The organism is Paraglaciecola marina, assembly GCF_004360155.1.
In the GTDB taxonomy this organism is placed as follows: domain Bacteria; phylum Pseudomonadota; class Gammaproteobacteria; order Enterobacterales; family Alteromonadaceae; genus Paraglaciecola; species Paraglaciecola marina.
The window spans coordinates 64,811-84,085 of record NZ_SAIS01000001.1; the positions used below are offsets into that span (position 1 = coordinate 64,811).

General features: G+C 39.5%; 19 protein-coding genes. 16 read left to right on the plus strand and 3 right to left on the minus strand.

The features are described from left to right. The first annotated feature begins 218 nt into the window (after positions 1 to 218). Positions 219 to 503 carry a hypothetical protein gene (locus EOK74_RS06300; RefSeq protein WP_133469137.1) on the plus strand — a complete coding sequence of 95 codons (285 nt, stop codon included), beginning with the start codon at positions 219 to 221 and terminating at the stop codon, positions 501 to 503. 250 nt (positions 504 to 753) lie between these two features. On the opposite strand, the gene EOK74_RS06305 is transcribed toward EOK74_RS06300, so the two are convergent. Next, positions 754 to 1,356, minus strand: coding sequence for a glutathione S-transferase family protein (locus EOK74_RS06305; RefSeq protein WP_133469139.1), 603 nt, complete (start codon positions 1,354 to 1,356; stop codon positions 754 to 756). 137 nt (positions 1,357 to 1,493) lie between these two features. Here EOK74_RS06305 and EOK74_RS06310 point away from each other — a divergent pair, with 137 nt between their 5' ends. From EOK74_RS06310 to EOK74_RS06330, 5 genes are all read left to right on the plus strand, one after another. Continuing rightward, positions 1,494 to 2,231: a helix-turn-helix transcriptional regulator gene (locus EOK74_RS06310; protein ID WP_133469141.1), complete on the plus strand. Its 738-nt coding sequence runs from the start codon at positions 1,494 to 1,496 to the stop codon at positions 2,229 to 2,231. Positions 2,232 to 2,462: 231 nt separating this feature from the next. Beyond that, positions 2,463 to 3,575: a DUF2855 family protein gene (locus EOK74_RS06315; RefSeq protein ID WP_133469143.1), complete on the plus strand. Its 1,113-nt coding sequence runs from the start codon at positions 2,463 to 2,465 to the stop codon at positions 3,573 to 3,575. A gap of 488 nt (positions 3,576 to 4,063) precedes the next feature. Further along, a complete protein-coding gene (locus EOK74_RS06320) occupies positions 4,064 to 4,942 on the plus strand; it encodes a sulfite exporter TauE/SafE family protein (RefSeq protein WP_133469700.1) in 879 nt (292 codons plus the stop codon). Between the two features lie 133 nt (positions 4,943 to 5,075). Further along, positions 5,076 to 5,897, plus strand: a complete 822-nt coding sequence (gene fdhD, locus EOK74_RS06325) for a formate dehydrogenase accessory sulfurtransferase FdhD (protein ID WP_133469145.1) — start codon at positions 5,076 to 5,078, stop codon at positions 5,895 to 5,897. Position 5,898: 1 nt separating this feature from the next. Then, on the plus strand, positions 5,899 to 8,181 hold the full coding sequence (locus EOK74_RS06330) for an FdhF/YdeP family oxidoreductase (RefSeq protein WP_133469147.1): 2,283 nt from the start codon (positions 5,899 to 5,901) through the stop codon (positions 8,179 to 8,181). Between the two features lie 86 nt (positions 8,182 to 8,267). On the opposite strand, the gene efpL is transcribed toward EOK74_RS06330, so the two are convergent. After that, positions 8,268 to 8,840: an elongation factor P-like protein EfpL gene (efpL, locus tag EOK74_RS06335; protein ID WP_133469148.1), complete on the minus strand. Its 573-nt coding sequence runs from the start codon at positions 8,838 to 8,840 to the stop codon at positions 8,268 to 8,270. A 181-nt stretch (positions 8,841 to 9,021) separates the two neighbouring features. Between efpL and EOK74_RS06340 the strand changes: the two genes are divergently transcribed. Then, positions 9,022 to 9,489 (plus strand): hypothetical protein, encoded by a 468-nt coding sequence (locus tag EOK74_RS06340; protein WP_133469150.1) that lies wholly within the window; start codon positions 9,022 to 9,024, stop codon positions 9,487 to 9,489. 60 nt (positions 9,490 to 9,549) lie between these two features. On the opposite strand, the gene EOK74_RS06345 is transcribed toward EOK74_RS06340, so the two are convergent. Then, the gene (locus EOK74_RS06345) at positions 9,550 to 10,044 is read right to left on the minus strand and encodes a histidine kinase (RefSeq protein WP_133469152.1); all 495 of its coding nucleotides are present in this window, start codon (positions 10,042 to 10,044) and stop codon (positions 9,550 to 9,552) included. 196 nt (positions 10,045 to 10,240) lie between these two features. On the opposite strand from EOK74_RS06345, the gene EOK74_RS06350 reads away from it, so the two are divergent. The 9 genes from EOK74_RS06350 (at position 10,241) to EOK74_RS06390 (ending at position 19,272) form a co-directional block, all read left to right on the plus strand. Then, positions 10,241 to 12,166, plus strand: a complete 1,926-nt coding sequence (locus tag EOK74_RS06350) for a DNA repair helicase YoaA (protein ID WP_133469154.1) — start codon at positions 10,241 to 10,243, stop codon at positions 12,164 to 12,166. Next, a complete protein-coding gene (gene tsaB / locus EOK74_RS06355; RefSeq protein ID WP_133469156.1) occupies positions 12,163 to 12,849 on the plus strand; it encodes a tRNA (adenosine(37)-N6)-threonylcarbamoyltransferase complex dimerization subunit type 1 TsaB in 687 nt (228 codons plus the stop codon). The genes EOK74_RS06350 and tsaB overlap by 4 nt, the downstream gene beginning before the upstream one ends. Before the next feature lie 105 nt (positions 12,850 to 12,954). Then, a complete protein-coding gene (locus EOK74_RS06360) occupies positions 12,955 to 13,260 on the plus strand; it encodes a hypothetical protein (RefSeq protein ID WP_133469158.1) in 306 nt (101 codons plus the stop codon). A gap of 138 nt (positions 13,261 to 13,398) precedes the next feature. Continuing rightward, the gene (locus tag EOK74_RS06365) at positions 13,399 to 14,016 is read left to right on the plus strand and encodes a Slp family lipoprotein (protein WP_133469160.1); all 618 of its coding nucleotides are present in this window, start codon (positions 13,399 to 13,401) and stop codon (positions 14,014 to 14,016) included. 87 nt (positions 14,017 to 14,103) lie between these two features. After that, positions 14,104 to 14,946, plus strand: coding sequence for an alpha/beta fold hydrolase (locus EOK74_RS06370; RefSeq protein ID WP_133469161.1), 843 nt, complete (start codon positions 14,104 to 14,106; stop codon positions 14,944 to 14,946). A gap of 136 nt (positions 14,947 to 15,082) precedes the next feature. Further along, the gene (gene fadD / locus EOK74_RS06375; protein ID WP_133469162.1) at positions 15,083 to 16,738 is read left to right on the plus strand and encodes a long-chain-fatty-acid--CoA ligase FadD; all 1,656 of its coding nucleotides are present in this window, start codon (positions 15,083 to 15,085) and stop codon (positions 16,736 to 16,738) included. Between the two features lie 84 nt (positions 16,739 to 16,822). After that, on the plus strand, positions 16,823 to 17,989 hold the full coding sequence (gene rnd, locus EOK74_RS06380) for a ribonuclease D (RefSeq protein WP_133469163.1): 1,167 nt from the start codon (positions 16,823 to 16,825) through the stop codon (positions 17,987 to 17,989). Next, positions 17,989 to 18,264, plus strand: coding sequence for a YcgL domain-containing protein (locus tag EOK74_RS06385; RefSeq protein WP_133469164.1), 276 nt, complete (start codon positions 17,989 to 17,991; stop codon positions 18,262 to 18,264). Before rnd ends, EOK74_RS06385 begins: the two co-directional genes overlap by 1 nt. A 12-nt stretch (positions 18,265 to 18,276) precedes the next feature. Next, entirely contained in the window at positions 18,277 to 19,272 is a 996-nt protein-coding gene (locus EOK74_RS06390; protein ID WP_133469165.1) for a lytic murein transglycosylase, read from the plus strand. Positions 19,273 to 19,275: the final 3 nt, after the last annotated feature.

Here is a 19,275-nt window from a genome sequence, read left to right on the forward strand (position 1 = left end):
TGTCTTACCCTATCGTGGTTAGTGCGTAAATATTTGCTACGCCCTAAATTATGGCGCATACATTATGCAATCGGCCTAGTTAATGCAAGGGGATTTACAGGGAAAGTGCCTGCTTTCTTACAATAAAATCAACTATGATAGGTTTGATTGAATGAAATGCTTATTTTGTTGTCCAATTATTGAGCGTTTATTCATTTTGACTGAAAGGAGAGAGGCAAATGGTGAATGATTTATTGTTTTCAGTATTACCTCGAGAAGGTAAAGAGCCAATCGCCCACGACACCCAAAAAATTGAAAAAATAGATAAGATAGCAAGGGCGCGAGCATTAAAAGAGGAAGATGAAAAACTAAAAGGTCAACAACAAGACCCTAACGGAAGAAAGCAAAATCAGGCAAAGCAAGAGCCTGATGAGCAAACCGCTCAGAAAGATGACGCTAAACAAAGCCAAGATACCGCCCCTAAAAAGCCGAAGGGCCCCAAGCATTTAGATGTTTATGTTTAGCCTTATTAGCAGAGGTTTACTATCTGGAAGGAAATTTTGATAGATAAGCCATGACCTAGTCTGATGAGCAGTTTTGAGAGAAAAACTGAAGTTGATCCATCTCAATTTTAAAGTTGCTTTAAACAGCTAAATCTAGACATGAAGATGGCTGCTCTTAAGGTATAGCGGACATCTTGCGTGCATACTTCAAGCTTTCATGCGCGCAAGTTTCTCCCATTTAAACAGTATTTTTGTTTTTACACAGACGCAACTACGACAATGCTTCGTCAAAAGGCTTATGAGTTTCTTTGTACGCAGGTCTTTGCCGGATTCTAAAAATATATGCAGCAACCTTAGGTGATGGCGTAAACATTCCAAAAGTAACTGCAGAGTCTAGTAATCCGCCGAAAACGACGTCTGCTGCTGTAAATTCTTCTCCCAAAGCCCAATCTTTTTCTGGCGTCATCGTTTCAATAGCCTCCAGGACTCGGGCTTTATCGCCCCACCCAGCGGTTGCTGAATTAGGGTGCTCGATGTTTGAAGCCGCTAAGGTTAATGCTGGCTCAATGGTATTTCCAGCAATAAATAGGTATCGATAATATAGTGCTCTTTGATTGGAATCTAAAGCAGGGGCGAGCTTCTTATTAAAATATTTATCAGCAAGATATGCACATATTGCCGCTACTTCTGTAACAACGACTTCGCCATCTACCAGTGTAGGCAATTTACCCATTGGATTAATAGTTTGCAGATCGCGCAGCTCTGGTGAATCTTCTGCAAAATTAACAATAATTTGTTCATGTTGTGCGTCTAACTCTTTTAATATCCAGTCAGTTGTAATTGCTCTACTCATTGAGTTGTAATAGTGCTTCATTTCGTGATGCTCCTTTGTGGATAAGTTCAATTGTCAAGATATGGTTGAAATTGGCTAGGTGCTTTTAAAATTCTAAGCTCTAGCAATTGAAATGAAGTATACTCGTAATATATGCCACTTAATGACACATTAAATTTATGGCGAAGACAAACTTTAAAAGCCGTGTCGAAAGGCGAAGCCGTCTCCTTGGTATGCTGCGTTCGGAACAGCATTGGACCACATCTGATTTACGAGCTCACCTACAAGTTAGCCAACGAACCTTGATGCGCGAACTAGCAAGCTTGAAAGATGAGGGATACCCTATAGAGTCAGATAGAGGTCGGGGCGGAGGTGTTCGTTTAGCAGGTCGATGGGGTATTGAACGGCTTATGTTAAGCCACAAGGAGGTGATTGAATTATTATTGGCGCTCGCAATCGTTGAGTCACTAAATTTCCCCTTCATGACAAGTAATTTGCAAGTCATTAAGCAGAAGTTGTATCAAGCATTTCCTGAAAATCAGCGTTCTAAAGTAAGCAGAATCCGAAAGCGGATATTTGTAAGCAAACATTTTAGGAGCGCAGCAGCATATCAACCATCAGATGCCCACATTGATATATCACAGGCTATATGTGAATCTTTTCTTGAACAACGTTGTTTGAATATTGATTATATCTCGGAAGACAAGCGATGTTCTTCGAGAACCATAGAGCCTCATTATCTTATGCTCGCTTGGCCTGTTTGGTACATCGTTGCTTGGGACCACCTTAGAAATGCACCTAGAATTTTTCGTATAGATAGGATAAAAAATACTAAAAAAGTAGCGTCAAAGAGTTTTAAGCTTCGACCGGAATTAATTGCGGACGACCCTTATGAGCATCATTTCTCATCAATTTAATTCGTTTTAATGTATCAAGTAAATGTCTGCTATTGGTACTAGGTCGCCTTTAGGTTTCGTAGCTGCCCACTCATTCTTAAATCATTAATGTCAATGATTCGAATTGTCAGCATTGTTTGGCTCTGATAATCAGCGGGTTTTATGCCGAGCCATTCAAATTTATGATGCCTTTCTCCTAGGCTTCAATCTTATACTCAGTCCACTAATTATCAGTAGCTACAGGCAGAGTATATGAGCAATTCTATTACAGTTACCCAAGTTTGGATTGAGAAGTCTAATGTCGCGAACACTAAAATTATTGAAAAAAATATAGATATTGACCTACTACAAGAGGGTGAGGTTTTACTGAAAATCGATTCATTAGGGTTTTCTGCTAACAATATTACCTATGCTGTATTTGGAGATAAAATGGGATATTGGGGCTTTTTTCCTGCCTCTGATAACTGGGGGATCGTGCCTATGTGGGGCTTTGCTACAGTGATCAAATCTAACCATTTGGATGTGCAGGTAGGTGAAAAAGTATACGGCTATCTACCCATGGCTTCTCACTTAATCATTAAAGCTGGTAAAACCTCTGCCACTCACTTTTTTGATGTTAGCGATAAACGTAAAAGTATTTCTCCGGTATACGATAACTATGTGCGCTGCGCCACAGACCCTGGGTATCAAGCTAGTAGAGAAGCGTGGCAATTAAACTATCGCCCTTTGTTTATGACATCCTTTGTATTAGATGATTTTGTTGGTGAAGGGCTAGCTGAGCTCGTAAACCCTGTTGTGCAGATTTTTGTTACCAGCGCCTCAAGTAAAACTGCCTATGGCACGGCCCATTTATTAATGAAGCATAAGCAAGCACGTGGTTTGAGTTATAAGGTGATAGGGTTAACATCTACACATAATAAGTCTTTTACCGAATGTTTAGCCTGCTATGACCAAGTAGTTACTTACGATGACATTGATACATTAGATGGAGGCAAACCTAGCTGGGTTTTAGATTTTGCGGGCAATAAAAGCTTATTGCTTAAGTTGCAGCAAGGGTTTGCTAAAAACTTAGGTAAGCTGATTTTGATTGGCTCTACCGATGTGGATGCCCAGCAAAACAAACCTCAAGGACATCTAAATAGTGAGTTTTTCTTTGCGCCAAGCCAAGTGAAAAAACGTACTAGCGAATGGGGCCATGAAGGCTTTGCAGAGTGTTATGCAAAAGCATGGCAGAGTTTCGCACTGCATATGAATGATAAGGTGAAAGTAGCTGAGTATTCTGGCGTAACCGCTATCGAGAGCCTTTATCACACTGGGCTTGAAAACAAGCTTAATAATGTAGAAATAAATGTTTTGACTTTTTAAGGAGGGGGTATGGCTTTTTACACTCACGGTATTGTTAACTAAATACCGTGAGTGACTACTAAAACTATGCTAACAATAATTATCTATTTAAAGGTGTGTTCAGCAGATTCCATTTGATGTTCAAGAGCTACAACATACTAAGCCTCTGCTATTTTCATTGTTACTGCCCTCAGCAGAACTATTTTTTCAGACTGACACTTTTTGACTGTGTTGAAAGGGGGTTCTATTTCCTAAAGTTAGTGGCGACATAATCTTTACTCACTACTTGATTAATGTTATCCAAATACCTGTTTTTATTACCAATAAGTAATAAAAATTAGATGATTGTTAAATAATATTTAATCCCATTGTAGTCGTTTATTCAGAACTGGATACCCTGATCACTTTATGTTCAAATGTGTTCACGGTTGCTTAATTTGATTGCTTGTTAAGCTTAGAATTATTTCTCGCATTAGGTTTAAATTTTCTTGATAAACTCTCTCTCATCCATGCAAAGGCTTCCACTAATATTGATTAGTATATGGTTTGGTATTTTTCTATATCAAGGTGAGCCATTGTCAATACTGCAAGAGTACGGTGCATTTGCTTTTTTGGGGGTGCTTGGAGCAATTTTTGCCAATGCGACCGGAGCGGGTGGCGGTGTAGTATTTATCCCTTTCTTTAATCAATTGGGCTTTAATGTCGAAGCTTCTGTTGCCACTAGTTTTGCTATTCAGTGCTGTGGTATGACAGCAGGGGCTTTAACTTGGTATGCATATTTCACGCAACTTAAACGATATAACATTGCAGATGCCCGGGATTGGCAGACCTTGCCAAACGTCTTGCTTTTAGCGGTTCCCGCTTCGATTATTGGTTTGTGCTTAGTTCAATACAATTCTCAATCTTTAGCTCAATTTAGTGACCCAAATACTTTGCACCTAGGGTTTGGAATTTTTTCTATATGTTTATCTCTGGCAATTATTTGTAGCGTGTTTCTGGTTAAAGTACAAAACTTTCAAATACGCTTAAGTTTGTATGATTATATAGGGTTAGTTGTTATTGGCTTTGTAGGCGGAGGCATTACTGCTTGGTTGTCTATCGGAGTTGGTGAGTTAATCGCTGTGTATTTGATAGTGCGTGGTTTTAATGTGGCTTTTTCTATCGCTGTTGCAGTGATTATTAGTGCCTTTACTGTATGGGGGGGGATTGTATATCACTTAATTGTTACAGGCGCTGTATACTGGCCGGTAGTTTTATTTGCCGGGGCGGGGGCTATCATTGGGGGCGTTTTGGCTAAAAGGTTAGTTTTATATTTTTCGCCGAAAAATTTAAAGTTGTTTTTTGCTAGTTGGATATTTATCTTAGGCGTATCCTCTCTACCTTTCTAATGACCTGAACGTTCTCATTTTGTGATGTGGACATTGTTAGGCAATTAAATTTTATTTGTTGGCTTGTTTGAAACCCATTAAAGATTACTCTATCCAAAACATTTCTTTGGCGAAAAAAACAAAGAACTTGACGATGAACTCTGCCGTTTTTGACCTGATTATAGTAGAAGAGCCTTTAGAGGTTTGGTTTGGTTTTAGCACTAAAAATGCGCCACCTGCTGAGCTACTGTATACCACTATGCGCACCCCGGGTGATGATATAAACCTAGTATTAGGTTGGTTGTTTTGTAGTGGCATTATTCAAAATGTATCTGACGTATTTTCTATCGACTACACTGGCACAGGCAGATTAAAGCGACACACCACTAATCGTATTATGGTTACCTTTTCAAAAAGGGTTGATGTGAGTCAGTTTAAAAGAGCTGATGTGGCGAACTCGGCTTGTGGTGTATGCGGTGAGCAGAGTATTGAAAAACTGCTAGAAAAGCTGCCTAAAAAGGCGAACTCTGCAACCAAACAAAATAGTATAACTGTTCAAAGCGTTTCTAAATTGGTTGCAGGTTTAAGTGAGCGACAACCGTTTTTTGAACAAACAGGTGGCAATCATGGTGTGGCCCTGTTTAATTATCAGGCTCATATACTTGATGTACGTGAAGACGTTGGACGTCACAACGCTTTGGATAAGCTCATTGGTGCCAACCTTGGTAAGATTACTAATTCGAATCACAATCTCGCAGGAGTGGTTTTAAGCGGTCGAGTGGGCTTTGAAATGGTACAAAAAGCTGCGATGGCTGGTCTTAACTATATTATTGCTTTGGGTGCTCCATCTAGCCTAGCGATTGATTTAGCTGAAGATTGTGATATTTGCCTATTCGGCTTTGTGAAGCCGGAGCACTGTAATTTATACACAGGTGGACACCTACTAAGTGATAATCCTACCCACCAAGGAGTGTGATATGACAACTAATAAAATAGCGATTAAAAACTTACAGGTCACCCCTCAAAAGCAATGGGCAGCAGGTATACCTGCCGTAGTCTCTGCCTATAAAAATGTGGGTGGTAAAGTAGGCCCAATAAAAGGCACCCGCTTGTTAACTCATTTAAATCAAATTGAAGGGTTTGATTGCCCCGGTTGTGCTTGGCCTGATCCTCTAGGAAAGCGGGCTACGTTTGAATTTTGTGAAAATGGCGCTAAGGCTATCGCAGATGAAGCAACGAAAGACATTGTCGATGCGAGCTTTTTTGCCAAATACAGTGTTGCAGAGCTTAAACAAAAATCAGACCGATGGTTGAATGCCCAGGGCAGATTAGTTGAACCTATGTTTTTGGCTGAAGGGGCCACTCACTACAAACCCATCAGTTGGGACATGGCTTTAGGGTTAACCGCTACCCATTTAAGTAAGTTGGCCTCGCCAAATGAAGCGGCTTTTTATACCTCTGGCCGAGCGAGCAATGAAGCGGCATTTTTGTATCAATTATTTGTGCGTCAGTTTGGTACCAACAACTTACCCGATTGTTCAAACATGTGTCACGAATCTAGTGGCGTGGGTCTTGGTGAAACTATAGGTGTGGGTAAAGGCACTGTTTCGTTAGAAGATTTAGAGCACGCTGAAGCCATTTTTGTATTTGGTCAAAATCCAGGTTCAAACCACCCAAGAATGCTAGGCGCACTGCAAGACGCTAAACGTAATGGCGCTAAAATTGTCTCTATAAACCCCCTAGATGAAACAGGCCTTAAACGTTTTAAAAATCCCCAAGAGGTTAGTGGTGTTATTGGTACAGGAACAGAGTTACGTGATTTACATTTACCAGTAAAAATAAATGGTGATGTGGCTTTATTGAAGGGCTTGTGTAAGGCCTTGATTGAAAGGGATGAGTCAGGTTTAGATATATTAGACAAAGACTTTATTGCTGAGTATTGCCATGGTTATGACGCATTCAAGCAAGATATCTTAGCATCCTCATGGGATGACATTATTAAGCATAGTGGCTTAACCCTAAGTCAAATTAATGAAGCGGCTGATATTGCGGCGTCTTCTAAAAAGACGATTTGTTGCTGGGCTATGGGGGTCACACAACATAAGAATGCAGTGGCTAACATACAGCTAATGACAAACTTTTTAATGTTGCAGGGAAATCTAGGTAAGCCAGGGGCGGGAGTGTGTCCAGTGCGCGGCCACAGTAATGTGCAGGGTGACCGAACCATGGGGATTTGGGAAAAACCAAGTGATGCTTTACTTGATGCTTTGCAACATACCTATCAATTTGAGGTCCCTAGAGAGTTTGGTTATGACGCTGTAGAAACCGTTACCGCCATGGCCGAAAACAAGCTTAAAGTGTTTTTTGCCTTAGGCGGAAATTTTTATAGGGCCATGCCTGATCACTTATTAACTAAGGATGCTTTGGCAAATTGTGAATTGACAGTGCAGCTATCAACTAAGTTAAATCAAAGTCATTTGTATACTGGTAAAAACGCTTTAATTATGCCGGTATTGGGGCGAACTGAAATTGATACTCAAGCTTCTGGCGTTCAAACTGTTACCGTAGAAAACTCTATGGGAGTCGTGCAAACCTCCCATGGGAAGATCTCCCCTGCATCGAACTTATTAAAAAGCGAAATTGCCATAATCGCCGAACTTGCAGATTTAACCCTAGATGCTAGTCACATAAACTGGCTGGGTATGAGAGATGACTATAGTTTAATACGAGATGGCATTGCTAAGGTTATCCCCGGTTTTGAAGACTTTAACCGTCGTATAGATGAGTTAGGTGAGTTTGTATTACCTAATGCCGTACGAGACGCCCGCAAGTTTGCCACTGGCACCCAAAAAGCCAACTTTATCGTACATCAAATTGAGCCCATAGCGGTCCCCGAAAACTGTTTATTGATGATGACAATTCGAAGTCATGATCAGTTTAATACAACGGTTTATACCAATAATGATAGGTACAGAGGGATCCATGGTAGCCGTAAGGTTTTCTTTTTAAGTGGCCAAGATATTAAAGCTTTCGGATTTGAAGCGGGTGATATAGTGGATATTCACAGTCATTGGCCTGACGAAAATATTAAAACTCGCACTGCAAAAGGCTTTACTTTAGTCGAGTTTGAGATACCTCAAGGATCATCTGCTGCCTATTATCCCGAAACCAATGATTTGATACCACTTAGTAGTGTGGCTGAAAAAAGTAATACGCCAGCATATAAGTCTGTGGTGGTAAGTTTGACTGCAGCCAGCTAATAAATTGTAGAAGTAGATATGCAACTCAAGATAGAAAGCAACGCTGAAGTTTGCTTTCTATCTTGGTAGGCTTTGTTTAGATGAGGTTATGAGTCAGCACGGCTTACAAATTTACTTTCAGAAGTACTCACTTTAATTTTTTCACCACTAGATATGTATTCAGGAACTTGTACCACTAAACCTGTGCTTAGTGTGGCAGGCTTAGTTCGAGCACTTGCTGACGCACCTTTTATGGACGGGTCGGTCTCGGTGATAACAAGCTCAACGTTGGGGGGCAATTCAATACCGACAGGTTTACCTTCAACTAATAGAACCTGTAACCCTTGAGTGTCTTCTGTGACAAAAGGCAGCTCTTCACTGATTGTGTCTTTGTTTAAGAAGTAAGAAGTATAGTCTTCACTGTCCATGAAGACATATTCATCACCGTCCACATAAGAAAATGTGACTTTACTACGATGGAAATCTACGAGATTTAATACTTCGTCAGCTTTGAAACTTTCATCCGCTTTAGCCCCTGTTCCTACTTCATATAAACGCATACGATACAAGCTAGCACCGGCTCGGCCACTTGGGGTTAGTTTGTTGATTTCTTTAACAAGGTACACTTTACCGTTATGTTCAACTGCGGCACTTTTTTTAATTTCACTGGCTTTAGGCATAGAAATGGCTCTTAAATTATTTGCGGGAAAAAATAACATGAAAAGTAAATCTAGCAAAATGGTAGCTGTATTTTCAGGGTTTTTAATTTTTCTGAGTTTTTTATTTACCGTTTGAATGATGGTAAAGTGTCAGGTAAAGTCACAATGCAGAGTGTATTAACTAAAGCTGAAGGATCTTAAAATGAAAATTTTACTACCAAGTATATTAGTTAGTTTAGTTTTATCAGGCTGTAGCAACTTTTCACCAGAAATTGCTGATAATAACTTTAGGTTTGAAAATTTTAGGCGTTTACAAAATTACGACATTGAGCTTGTTTATTTGATGTGTGAAAACCAAAGGCCAGTGTCTTGGACCTCGCCAAAGCAATTCAAAAGTGGTGCTCATGATCTTTGGGTAAAAGCTAGGTTTGGTGACAGTGAGTCAATGAACTTAGCTAAAGAAGCGGTAGTTAATTTTAAAGTAACGCTAGATGAGGGTAAGGCTTACATGCTAAACAGAAAGATTACCGAAGATAAAGATTCTGTAGCCCTTTGGATCCAAGAATCTCAAACAGGCATAGTCGTATCTGAAGTGATTACTGAAGAGCTTATTTTGCCTCCTTTCGTAGGAAATTTACGACAACAACAATGTAAATCTGGAAGTGTCTAAGAGTTAGTCATTTAATAGGCTATTTACTTTGTTTTAAGTGGTAAGGCGTTTTAGCCTAGGTTATTCGCCTGGAGTAAAAAACATCGATATTACATTCGATATTTTACGAAGAGACGTTGAGTCTTGTTCTTGCCATTGGCTGAAAGAGCCAATACTTTCACAGCAAAGAATTCCTGTAGGTGAAAAGTCTTGGTGTAGTATGTAATCAAGAAGTGAATAGATATCATTAGGTATAAAGTAATCAGCGTTGAAACATTCTGTTGAAGGGTGATTTCTTGCGTCTGATGCCACAATATGTTCATTTTCTAAAATTGCGTCAAAGTATTCTGGAAAATCAGATTTACTTAAAATTTGCCCAGATGAAAACTCATGGGTTTGACGATCAAAACACATTAAACATTCTATTTTTTGATTGTTATCTTGTAGTCGCCAAATACTGGTGCGATTCGCGCCTTCAATACTTTCACAAGTAGCAATACATGCTTGCTTAAGTTTATCTGTATTAGATTTGTCGGGGTGACTCATGGTAATGGTTAAGTCAGTAATGGGATCCATAAATACTTCAAAGTAAATTTATCTTTTGGCAGGTTATATTCTAACCTACCGTTATTTTAACTCAATTCAATATGTTCTTTTAGTCGCAGGTAATCAGCGATTACTTAGACTTACAAAGAATAACACTCGTTTGCAGGCGAAGTATTTGGCATAATTAAACCATCTTATTTTTATCATGTCCTTTTTTTAAGGTGCTATGCCTAGTATTTCACAAACTTTCTCTGAAACTGGCGATCTTTCATCAGCGATTTCTGGATTTACGCCACGTCAGGCACAAACCGATATGGCGAATGAAGTGGGCCGTACGATTCAAGAAAAATCAAAGTTGATTGTCGAAGCCGGTACAGGAACGGGAAAGACCTTTGCTTATTTAGTGCCTGCCATATTGTCCAACAAGAAAACCATAGTCTCTACGGGCACTAAAAACTTGCAAGAGCAACTTTTTCATCGGGACTTACCCTTAGTCAAAAAAGCCTTAAATAGTAACGGTAAGATAGCCCTACTAAAAGGTCGCTCTAATTATTTGTGTATTCATCGATTACGTCAGCATGGTGGTAATAGCACCTTGTTGGAGCGTGAAACACTATCGGAATTAACTCAAGTAAGGCAGTGGTCATCAAGTACTAAAACCGGTGATATGGGAGATTTAAAATCTTTAGCAGAGGATGCGAAGGTTTTACCTTTTGTAACCTCAACGACTGATAACTGCTTGGGTAAAGATTGCCAAGATTATGAAGATTGTTATTTGGTCAAAGCTAGACGCAAGGCCTTAGATGCAGATGTGGTTGTGGTCAATCATCATTTGTTTTTTGCCGATATGGCATTAAAAGATACTGGATTTGGTGAGCTCATTCCCGAAGCAGATTTAGTCATATTTGATGAAGCTCATCAAATACCAGATATAGCGAGTGAATACTTTGGTGAAACGTTCTCAAGCCGACAAGTTCAAGACATAAGTCGCGACATAGATGTGGTTTATCGCACCACCCTAAAAGATGCTAAACAAATACAAACTGCCGCTGAAAAATGCAAAATGATAGCTGCAGATTTAAGGATTTTATTTCCTGAAAATCCTCACAAAGGCAATTGGCGACAAATGTTGCTTCGAGATGATGTGCAAACTCAAGTCAGTAAACTAACTGATTGCCTTGGGGTGTTGTATGAGGTGACTAAATTACATATTGGTCGCGATAAAGACCTTGATAATATCTTCGAGCGCATCTCAGAAGCTAAGGGTAAGTTGTCTCGTTTAATTGATACCACCAAACTAGGGGTGAGTTTGTGGTACGAAACTACAAAACGCCACATAGTACTGCATTTAACACCTTTGAGTATTGCTTCAAAATTCGCTGATTTTATCGCTGAACCTAAGCGTAGTTGGGTGTTTACCTCTGCCACCTTAATGGTGGATGAAAGTTTTACCCACTTTCAAAAGCAAATGGGTTTAGATGATGCTACTACCTTGTCATTAGATAGTCCTTTTGATTATCCAAAACAGGCTATTTTATGTGTACCAAGATTTTTACCCGAGCCTAACGCTCGAGAAATGCGCGCTACCTTAATTGATATTTCGGCTAAATTAGTAAAAGCCAGTAAAGGACGCTGTTTTTTGCTATTTACTAGTCATGCCGCCCTTAACGCTGTAGCTGCTCAATTAGAGGATAAAATAGACAACCCTATTCTTGTTCAAGGCACGACTACCAAAAGAGCTTTATTAGAGCGTTATATAGAAAATAAAAACGCAGTTTTATTAGGGACGGGGGCGTTTTGGGAAGGAGTCGATGTGCGGGGAGAGGATTTAACCTGCGTGTTAATTGATAAATTACCTTTTGCCTCACCAGATGACCCACTATTGCAAGCACGGATTGATGACTGCAGAAAGCAAGGGGGCAACCCTTTTGCACAATTACAAATTCCCCAAGCAGCAATATCTTTAAAGCAAGGTGCAGGCAGATTGATCAGAGATGAAGACGACAAAGGGGTTTTGGTGATTTGCGATAATCGATTAGTTACCAAGGACTACGGGAAGATTTTTATGGGGAGCTTGCCTGATATGCATCGTACTCGGGACTTAAACAAAGCAATTGAATTTTTGCATACTATCCATGGGGAAAATCCGTGAATTTATTAGTGATTGATACCGCTACTGAAGCTTGTTCAGTAGCGGTACAAGTAGATGGCAAAATCTACAACCGTTTTGAGATTTGCCCACAACAACATAGTCAACGAATTTTGCCTATGATTGATGAAGTATTACACGAAGCTAATATAACTTTAAAAGAGTTGGATTACTTGGGGTTTGGAAGGGGCCCTGGAAGCTTTACTGGTGTGCGGATTGCTACAGGAATTTTGCAAGGCTTGTCCTTGGGCACGGGCTTAAAAGTGGTAGGTATTTCAACCCTAGCTGCCATGGCGCAAGAAGCGAGTGACAAGTTTAAAGTTAATCATGTGTTTGCCGCAATTGATGCTCGCATGGCTGAAGTATATTTTGCTGAATATGCTTTTAGTGAAGGGATTGTAAGATTGATAGCTGAAGAGAGTGTATTACCTCCAGAGGTTGCCTTACCTGAAACAGCAGAAAATTGTGAATACCTAGGAGTGGGGACGGGGTGGGCTGCCTATGAAGCTCTAGACGTCGATAATAAAGTCAATGTCATCTCTGATGTGATATACCCAAATGCTTTGTATATGTTGCCATTGGCGTTGGCACAAATTGAAGCGGGATTAGCCGTTGATGTTGAAGATATCCAACCTGTATATTTACGAGATAAAGTTACTTGGAAGAAACTACCTGGACGAGAGTAAGTATTCAGCTTTAGTTTTTGGAACGAAATTTGTATGGATAAACGGCTAAACATGGCCTCAAATATAGTTTGAGGCAATATATTGCCCATACGTTAGGACGTTTTTTTGGCCATAGACTCACTCTCAAATGCTTTAAGAGCACCGGATTTATCTCGATCTTCTCGGGATAAAAACCGTGGTACTAAACCTATTCAAGACGAAAGCTCTGCTAGTTCGCCTTCAAAAGTTGAGATTATAAGAGCGGGTAGCCCTAAAGCATTCGCGCAAGCCGATAGTTTTAATCAAAATTCTGCCACTCAAGCGGGAGCAACTTTGAACGAAAAGTCTGCAATTAACGCATATCAAAGTATTGCTAAAGACCAGCAACGAGAAGGGATACAACTGCTTTTAGGTGTTGATACTTTCGTTTAGCTGTCACTAATATTCTCTATAATTTTTTACTTGTGAGATAACTTGAGAGTTGTGTCCGATAAAAAACCGTTAAATTCAGCCACAGTTCAGTTAGAATTAATAAAATATCATGAAGTTTAATAAATCAAGAAGGCATATATGAGCATACGAGTGAGTTTATTGTTGTTAGCTATGTTTGTCAGTGGTTGTGCAACTTTTCCAGAAGAATTACAAGTTGACGATGCTTCTCAATTAGTAAGTTATCAAGATGCCGCGTCTAAAGCTGAGCTGGTTAAAGGTAAAACAGTTCGCTGGGGTGGGGCAATTGCTAAAATAGAGAATAAAGCGGATTCAACTGTGCTAGAAATGGTTCATTATCCTCTTACTGGTTACGGTAAACCTATTTCTGGAGATGAGAGCATTGGCCGTTATCGTATTACGGTAAATGGCTTTATGGATCCTATGGTTTACCAGGTTGGTCGCCTTATGACATTCACAGCTGAGCTAAATGGTTTAGAAGAAGGCTTAGTGGGTGAGCATGAATACGTATTTCCGAGTGCTACTGCTTTACAACACCATTTATGGAAAAATATCCAAAGAGTTAACATAAGTAGTGTAAGTATATGGCCTTACGGGTTTGGCTATGGGCATTATTCCAGAGGGTTCCATAATCGATTGATTATACGGGGCTCTACAAACCTCCATAAAAAAGGCTCAAGGCCTAGTGGAGCGACAACTTTACCTAAGCCTATAAAAGTGAAAAGTCAAAAAAAATAGCGGTGGCCTATGGCCACATATGGCATAATAACGCAGTGAAAGCGGCAGGAAGTTGCCGCTTTTTTGTGTTTGAAATAAAGGGTATTAATGCAACAAGCTCTGGAGTTTTCGTTAAACAATCTCACTATACGTGGGATAGGTTATGGCGATCCAAACAAGCAACAGATTTTAGCTTTACATGGTTGGCTTGATAACGCCGCTAGTTTTGAACCACTTTCTAAGTACCTTAATGATTATTATATAGTAGCAATTGATCTCGCTGGTCATGGTTTATCGGACCATAGAGATGCGGGGGCTCATTATCACCTAATCGATTTTGTTTATGATTTACAAGAATTGGTGGAGTCACAAGGCTGGACCTCTTTGGTGTTAATGGGTCATTCGATGGGGGGAATTATTGGCTCTTTGTATAGTGCTTGTTTTGGCGAAAGAGTGAAAAAGTATATTTCTATTGAATCATTCGGACCTTTGACTAAAGAAGCCCATACGAGCCCCTCACAACTAAGAGATTCTATTATTAGTAGACTCAAAGCTCAAAAGAGTAAATCAAGGCACCCAACTAATTTTGAACGTACTGTCGAAGCTAGAACAATGGTTGGAGATATTACTTCTGATTCTGCGCGTCTATTAGTGGCAAGAAACACCCGTGAGATCAGCGGTCAATTGCGTTTTACAACGGATCGACGATTAAGAACGTTATCGCCAATGAGACTGACCGCTCCACAAGCAGAAAGTTTTTTGCGTAATATTCAATGTCCAGTCTTGGCGGTAATGGGGAATGCTGGTTATCAGTCAATGGCAGAAGCCTTTCATACAAGGAAAGATTGGGTTGCTGATTTGGAATTTCATATCCTTGAAGGGCATCATCATTTACATATGGATAGCCCTAAAGTAGTAGCTGATGTTATTGACAGTTTTATAAAAAGTTAAACTTGTTAACTACTTGTTGATTACTATTTTTAAAAAATTAGGTATCATTAAGGTAGTGGTCCAACCTGTTGTTTTGGTTATAGTGCCTTCAGGTGTGTGGTTTGTGTAGTTTTTATATTTTATTCCCGGAGGCGTAGTGGAAAAAATTTGGTTAAATAATTATGACTCTGACATTTCTAAAGAAATAGATGCAGATAAGTATCCATCTCTTGTGGATGTGTTTGAGCAGTCAACTGCGACGTATGCTAATACCGTTAGCTATATTAATATGGGCAAGAGTATTACCTTTGCTGAGCTCGATCAGCTATCTAAAGATTTTGCAGCCTATTTGCAAAGCATTGGCCTCAAGAAAGGCGATGCAGTAGCTATTATGATGCCTAACTTATTGCAATACCCAGTGGCACTATTCGGTGTTTTAAGGGCGGGTATGACAGTGGTGAACGTTAACCCTTTGTATACAGCGAGAGAGTTACAACATCAATTAAACGACTCTAATTCTAAAGCTATTGTTATTGTAGAAAATTTTGCATGCACTTTAAGTGAAGTGATTGCTGATACAGCAATTGAGAAAGTGCTGTTAACGTCAATTGGAGATATGTTGCCTACCGTTAAAAAATGGGCTGTAAATTTCGCTATTAAATACGTTAAAAAAATGGTGCCTAGTTACAACTTACCAGAAGCAAAACCATTTTTAAAGGCTCTAAATATCGGTGCATCTGAAACCTATACACGACCAACCATAACTGGCAAAGACTTGGCCTTTTTACAATATACAGGTGGAACGACTGGGGTATCAAAAGGCGCGATGTTAACCCATAGAAACGCTGTGGCTAATTTAGAACAGGTAGCCAGTATATTAGCGCCTGTTGTTGTGCCTGGTAAAGAAAACGTTGTGACGGCATTGCCTCTTTATCATATCTTTGCACTGCAAGCGAATTGCTTAGCTTTCATAAAATTTGGTTGTCCAAATCTATTAATTACTAACCCAAGAGATATGCCTGCGTTTGTAAAGGCATTGAGTAAATATCCATTTACGATAATAACAGGCGTTAATACATTATTTAATGGCCTGCTTAACACTGCGGGTTTTTCTGATATTGATTTTACCAATGTCAAAATATCTTTAGCGGGTGGTGCAGCAGTACAAAAATCTGTAGCCGAGCGCTGGAAAGCCACAACAGGACACGTGTTATTAGAAGGTTATGGGCTCACCGAATGTTCCCCTGTGGTGACTGTTAATCACCCATCCTTAAAAATTTATAAAGGCTCTATAGGCATGCCTGTGCCATCCACAGATATTAAACTTGTGGATGATGACGGTATTGAAGTTGCCCTTGGTGAGTCTGGTGAGATGTTAGTGAAAGGCCCTCAAGTTATGTCAGGGTATTTGAATCGTGAAGAGGCCACGAATGACATTATAAAAGATGGTTGGCTTGCCACAGGTGATATAGCAAGATGCGATGAAGATGGCTTTTTCTATATTGTCGATCGTAAAAAAGATATGATTTTGGTTTCAGGTTTTAACGTGTACCCGAATGAAATTGAAGATGTGACTGCAATGCACCCAGACATAATAGAAGCCGCAGCTGTAGGTGTGCCCCATGAAAACTCTGGAGAAATCGTAAAAGTTTATGTTGTGAGTGAAAACGAAGCGTTAACAGAAGATGATGTGATAAAACATTGCCGTGAACACCTAACTGGGTACAAAGTTCCTAAAAAAGTTGAGTTTAGAAACGAGCTTCCTAAAAGTAATGTTGGTAAGATACTCCGTAGAGAGTTAAGAGATGAATAAAGCCTAGTTAAACTAGTTTAAATTTCAGATAAAAAACCGGCTTTAGCCGGTTTTTTATCTGTTACCAGCCGATTTTGGACCCCCATGCAATATACTTTTATAACAGACACTCAGGCATTAAATGATTTTTGCCTGCAAGCGAGCAAAGAGCAAGCCATTGCTGTAGATACTGAGTTCGTTAGAACCCGTACTCTGTACCCCAAACTTGGCTTGATTCAAATATATGATGGCAAGCAATTAGTTTTGGTTGACCCACTCAGTATTGATGATTTTTCAAGTTTACAATCATTGTTGACTAACCCAAAGGTCGTTAAGGTTTTACACTCATGCTCCGAAGATTTAGAAGCATTTTGGCACGCTTTAAAAGTGGTTCCAGCGCCAATTTTTGATAGTCAGTTTGCAGCGAGCATTGTGGGTATGGGTCCTGCATTAGGTTATGCAAAATTAGTTGAGATGATGCTAGGGGTAGTGGTTGATAAAGGTGAGTCCAGAACAGATTGGATCGCTCGCCCACTAAGTGAACAGCAATGTGTATATGCTGCCAATGATGTGTTGTATTTATTCCAACTATATCCAGAATTAAAAGCCAAAGTGGAGCAACAACAAAAGTTGCCATGGGTTTATGCAGAAATTGAACAGTTAGCCCGTAAAAAACAATCAGAGTTACCATTAGATGCAGTGTATTTGACGGTTAAAAATAACTGGAAATTGTCAGGCAAACCCTTGCTTACCTTGAAACACTTAGCAGCGTGGCGCACAAAAACTGCCAGAGAAAGAGATTTAGCGTTGAATTTTGTGGTACGTGAAGAAAATTTAATAGAAATAGCTAGGCGTCAACCTATCACCAAAAATGATCTCAGGGGAATACAAGGTATGAACCCCCATGAAATAAGAATTCATGGGCAAACTCTGCTTGCTATCGTCTCTGAATGTGATGTAGTTGACCCTGCCTCTTATCCAGCAAATATTGAAAGAATAAACTTATTTCCAGAATATAAAAATACACACGCTCGAGTTAAAAAAATATGCGAGCAAGTCGCTACAGAACTTGAGGTGCCTATAGAGTTAATGGGGTCAAAAAAACAATTAAACCAATTATTTAAATGGTGTTGGTTAAACTTTGATGAAACCAAAGCGTTAGGGTTAATGCCCGATTTATTAAGTGGTTGGCGCAAAAAATATTTAATTCCAGAACTTCTTAAAGTAGATAATTTAAAGACTGCTATAAGCCAAATTGAGGAAGCTGAATAATGTTATGTGCAGTGTACAAAAGCAGTAAAAAGCAGGAGACATATCTATATGTACCCGGAAGAGACGATTTTTCTAAGGTACCTGATGCCTTAATGAAAACCTTTGGAACGCCTGTGTTTTTAATGATTATGCCTTTAAAAAAAGACCGTCCTTTAGCTCAAGTTGATATTAAAAAATTACGTAGTGAGTTGACAGTTAAAGGCTACTATTTACAGCTTCCCCCACCATCAGAAAATCTATTAAAAGCGCATTTAGCACAAAATACAGCAAATTAAAGGAAGGGCTATATGTTAACGAATAGAGTTATATACAAACATGCCACTGTATTACTTAGTTTGTTGCTAGTAATGTTTAGTGGTAATAGTTACGCAAAGAAAAGTTTTGAATTATACGTCCAAGAATTGAAGCAAGAAGCGGTATTAAAAGGTCATGATCCTGTTTTCGTTGATACTGCATTTTCAGCAGTTAGCTATAGAAAATCGGCAGTTAAGGCTGATAAAAACCAACCTGAGACGAAGATTACCTTAGATACCTATCTTGCAACCAGAGTGCCCGATTGGAAAGTTAAACAAGCAGTGCAACTGTTGGCTGAAAATGAGCAGGTGCTAGATATTATTGAGCAGCGATATGGTGTACAGAAACGTTTCATTGTTGCCCTTTGGGGAAATGAAAGTAACTTTGGAAAGTATATGGGGGAGCACCCAGTACTGAATTCATTGACAACTTTGGCATACGATGGTCGAAGAGAAGACTTTTTTAAAAAGCAAATATTTGCAGCGTTAATCATAGCCGAGCAAGGACATATTAAGTTAGAAGAGTTTGTGGGGTCGTGGGCTGGAGCGATGGGACAGACACAGTTTATGCCAAGTTCTTTTTTAAACTATGCCGTTGATTTTGACGGTGATGGTAAAAAAGATATTTGGTCTAATAAAGCAGATGTATTTGCTTCAATCGCCAATTACTTAAAATCAGAAGGCTGGAGCCAGCAGTTAACTTGGGGGCGACAGGTTAAATTACCCACAAACATTGATGGTGATACTATTGGCCTATCACGCCAAAAAATGCAAACTTTAGAACAATGGGCCGCATTAGGGGTGACTCGACATAATGGCAAGGTACTTCCAAATGCTGCTATTAAGGCTTCTTTAATCGCTCCTGATGGCATTCAGGGTAGGGTATATTTAGTATATGAAAATTTTCACACCTTAATGAAATGGAACCGTTCTAGTTATTTTGGTGTGTCGGTGAGTTACCTTTCAGAAAGAATAAAAAAAGGTTTTTAGGTT

Coding starts and splice junctions, on each gene's coding strand:
- EOK74_RS06300 (WP_133469137.1), top strand. CDS start 219: ATGGTGAATGATTTATTGTTTTCAGTATTACCTCGAGAAGGTAAAGAG.
- EOK74_RS06305 (WP_133469139.1), bottom strand. CDS start 1,356: ATGAAGCACTATTACAACTCAATGAGTAGAGCAATTACAACTGACTGG.
- EOK74_RS06310 (WP_133469141.1), top strand. CDS start 1,494: ATGGCGAAGACAAACTTTAAAAGCCGTGTCGAAAGGCGAAGCCGTCTC.
- EOK74_RS06315 (WP_133469143.1), top strand. CDS start 2,463: ATGAGCAATTCTATTACAGTTACCCAAGTTTGGATTGAGAAGTCTAAT.
- EOK74_RS06320 (WP_133469700.1), top strand. CDS start 4,064: ATGCAAAGGCTTCCACTAATATTGATTAGTATATGGTTTGGTATTTTT.
- fdhD (WP_133469145.1), top strand. CDS start 5,076: ATGAACTCTGCCGTTTTTGACCTGATTATAGTAGAAGAGCCTTTAGAG.
- EOK74_RS06330 (WP_133469147.1), top strand. CDS start 5,899: ATGACAACTAATAAAATAGCGATTAAAAACTTACAGGTCACCCCTCAA.
- efpL (WP_133469148.1), bottom strand. CDS start 8,840: ATGCCTAAAGCCAGTGAAATTAAAAAAAGTGCCGCAGTTGAACATAAC.
- EOK74_RS06340 (WP_133469150.1), top strand. CDS start 9,022: ATGAAAATTTTACTACCAAGTATATTAGTTAGTTTAGTTTTATCAGGC.
- EOK74_RS06345 (WP_133469152.1), bottom strand. CDS start 10,044: ATGGATCCCATTACTGACTTAACCATTACCATGAGTCACCCCGACAAA.
- EOK74_RS06350 (WP_133469154.1), top strand. CDS start 10,241: ATGCCTAGTATTTCACAAACTTTCTCTGAAACTGGCGATCTTTCATCA.
- EOK74_RS06365 (WP_133469160.1), top strand. CDS start 13,399: ATGAGCATACGAGTGAGTTTATTGTTGTTAGCTATGTTTGTCAGTGGT.
- EOK74_RS06370 (WP_133469161.1), top strand. CDS start 14,104: ATGCAACAAGCTCTGGAGTTTTCGTTAAACAATCTCACTATACGTGGG.
- rnd (WP_133469163.1), top strand. CDS start 16,823: ATGCAATATACTTTTATAACAGACACTCAGGCATTAAATGATTTTTGC.
- EOK74_RS06385 (WP_133469164.1), top strand. CDS start 17,989: ATGTTATGTGCAGTGTACAAAAGCAGTAAAAAGCAGGAGACATATCTA.
- EOK74_RS06390 (WP_133469165.1), top strand. CDS start 18,277: ATGTTAACGAATAGAGTTATATACAAACATGCCACTGTATTACTTAGT.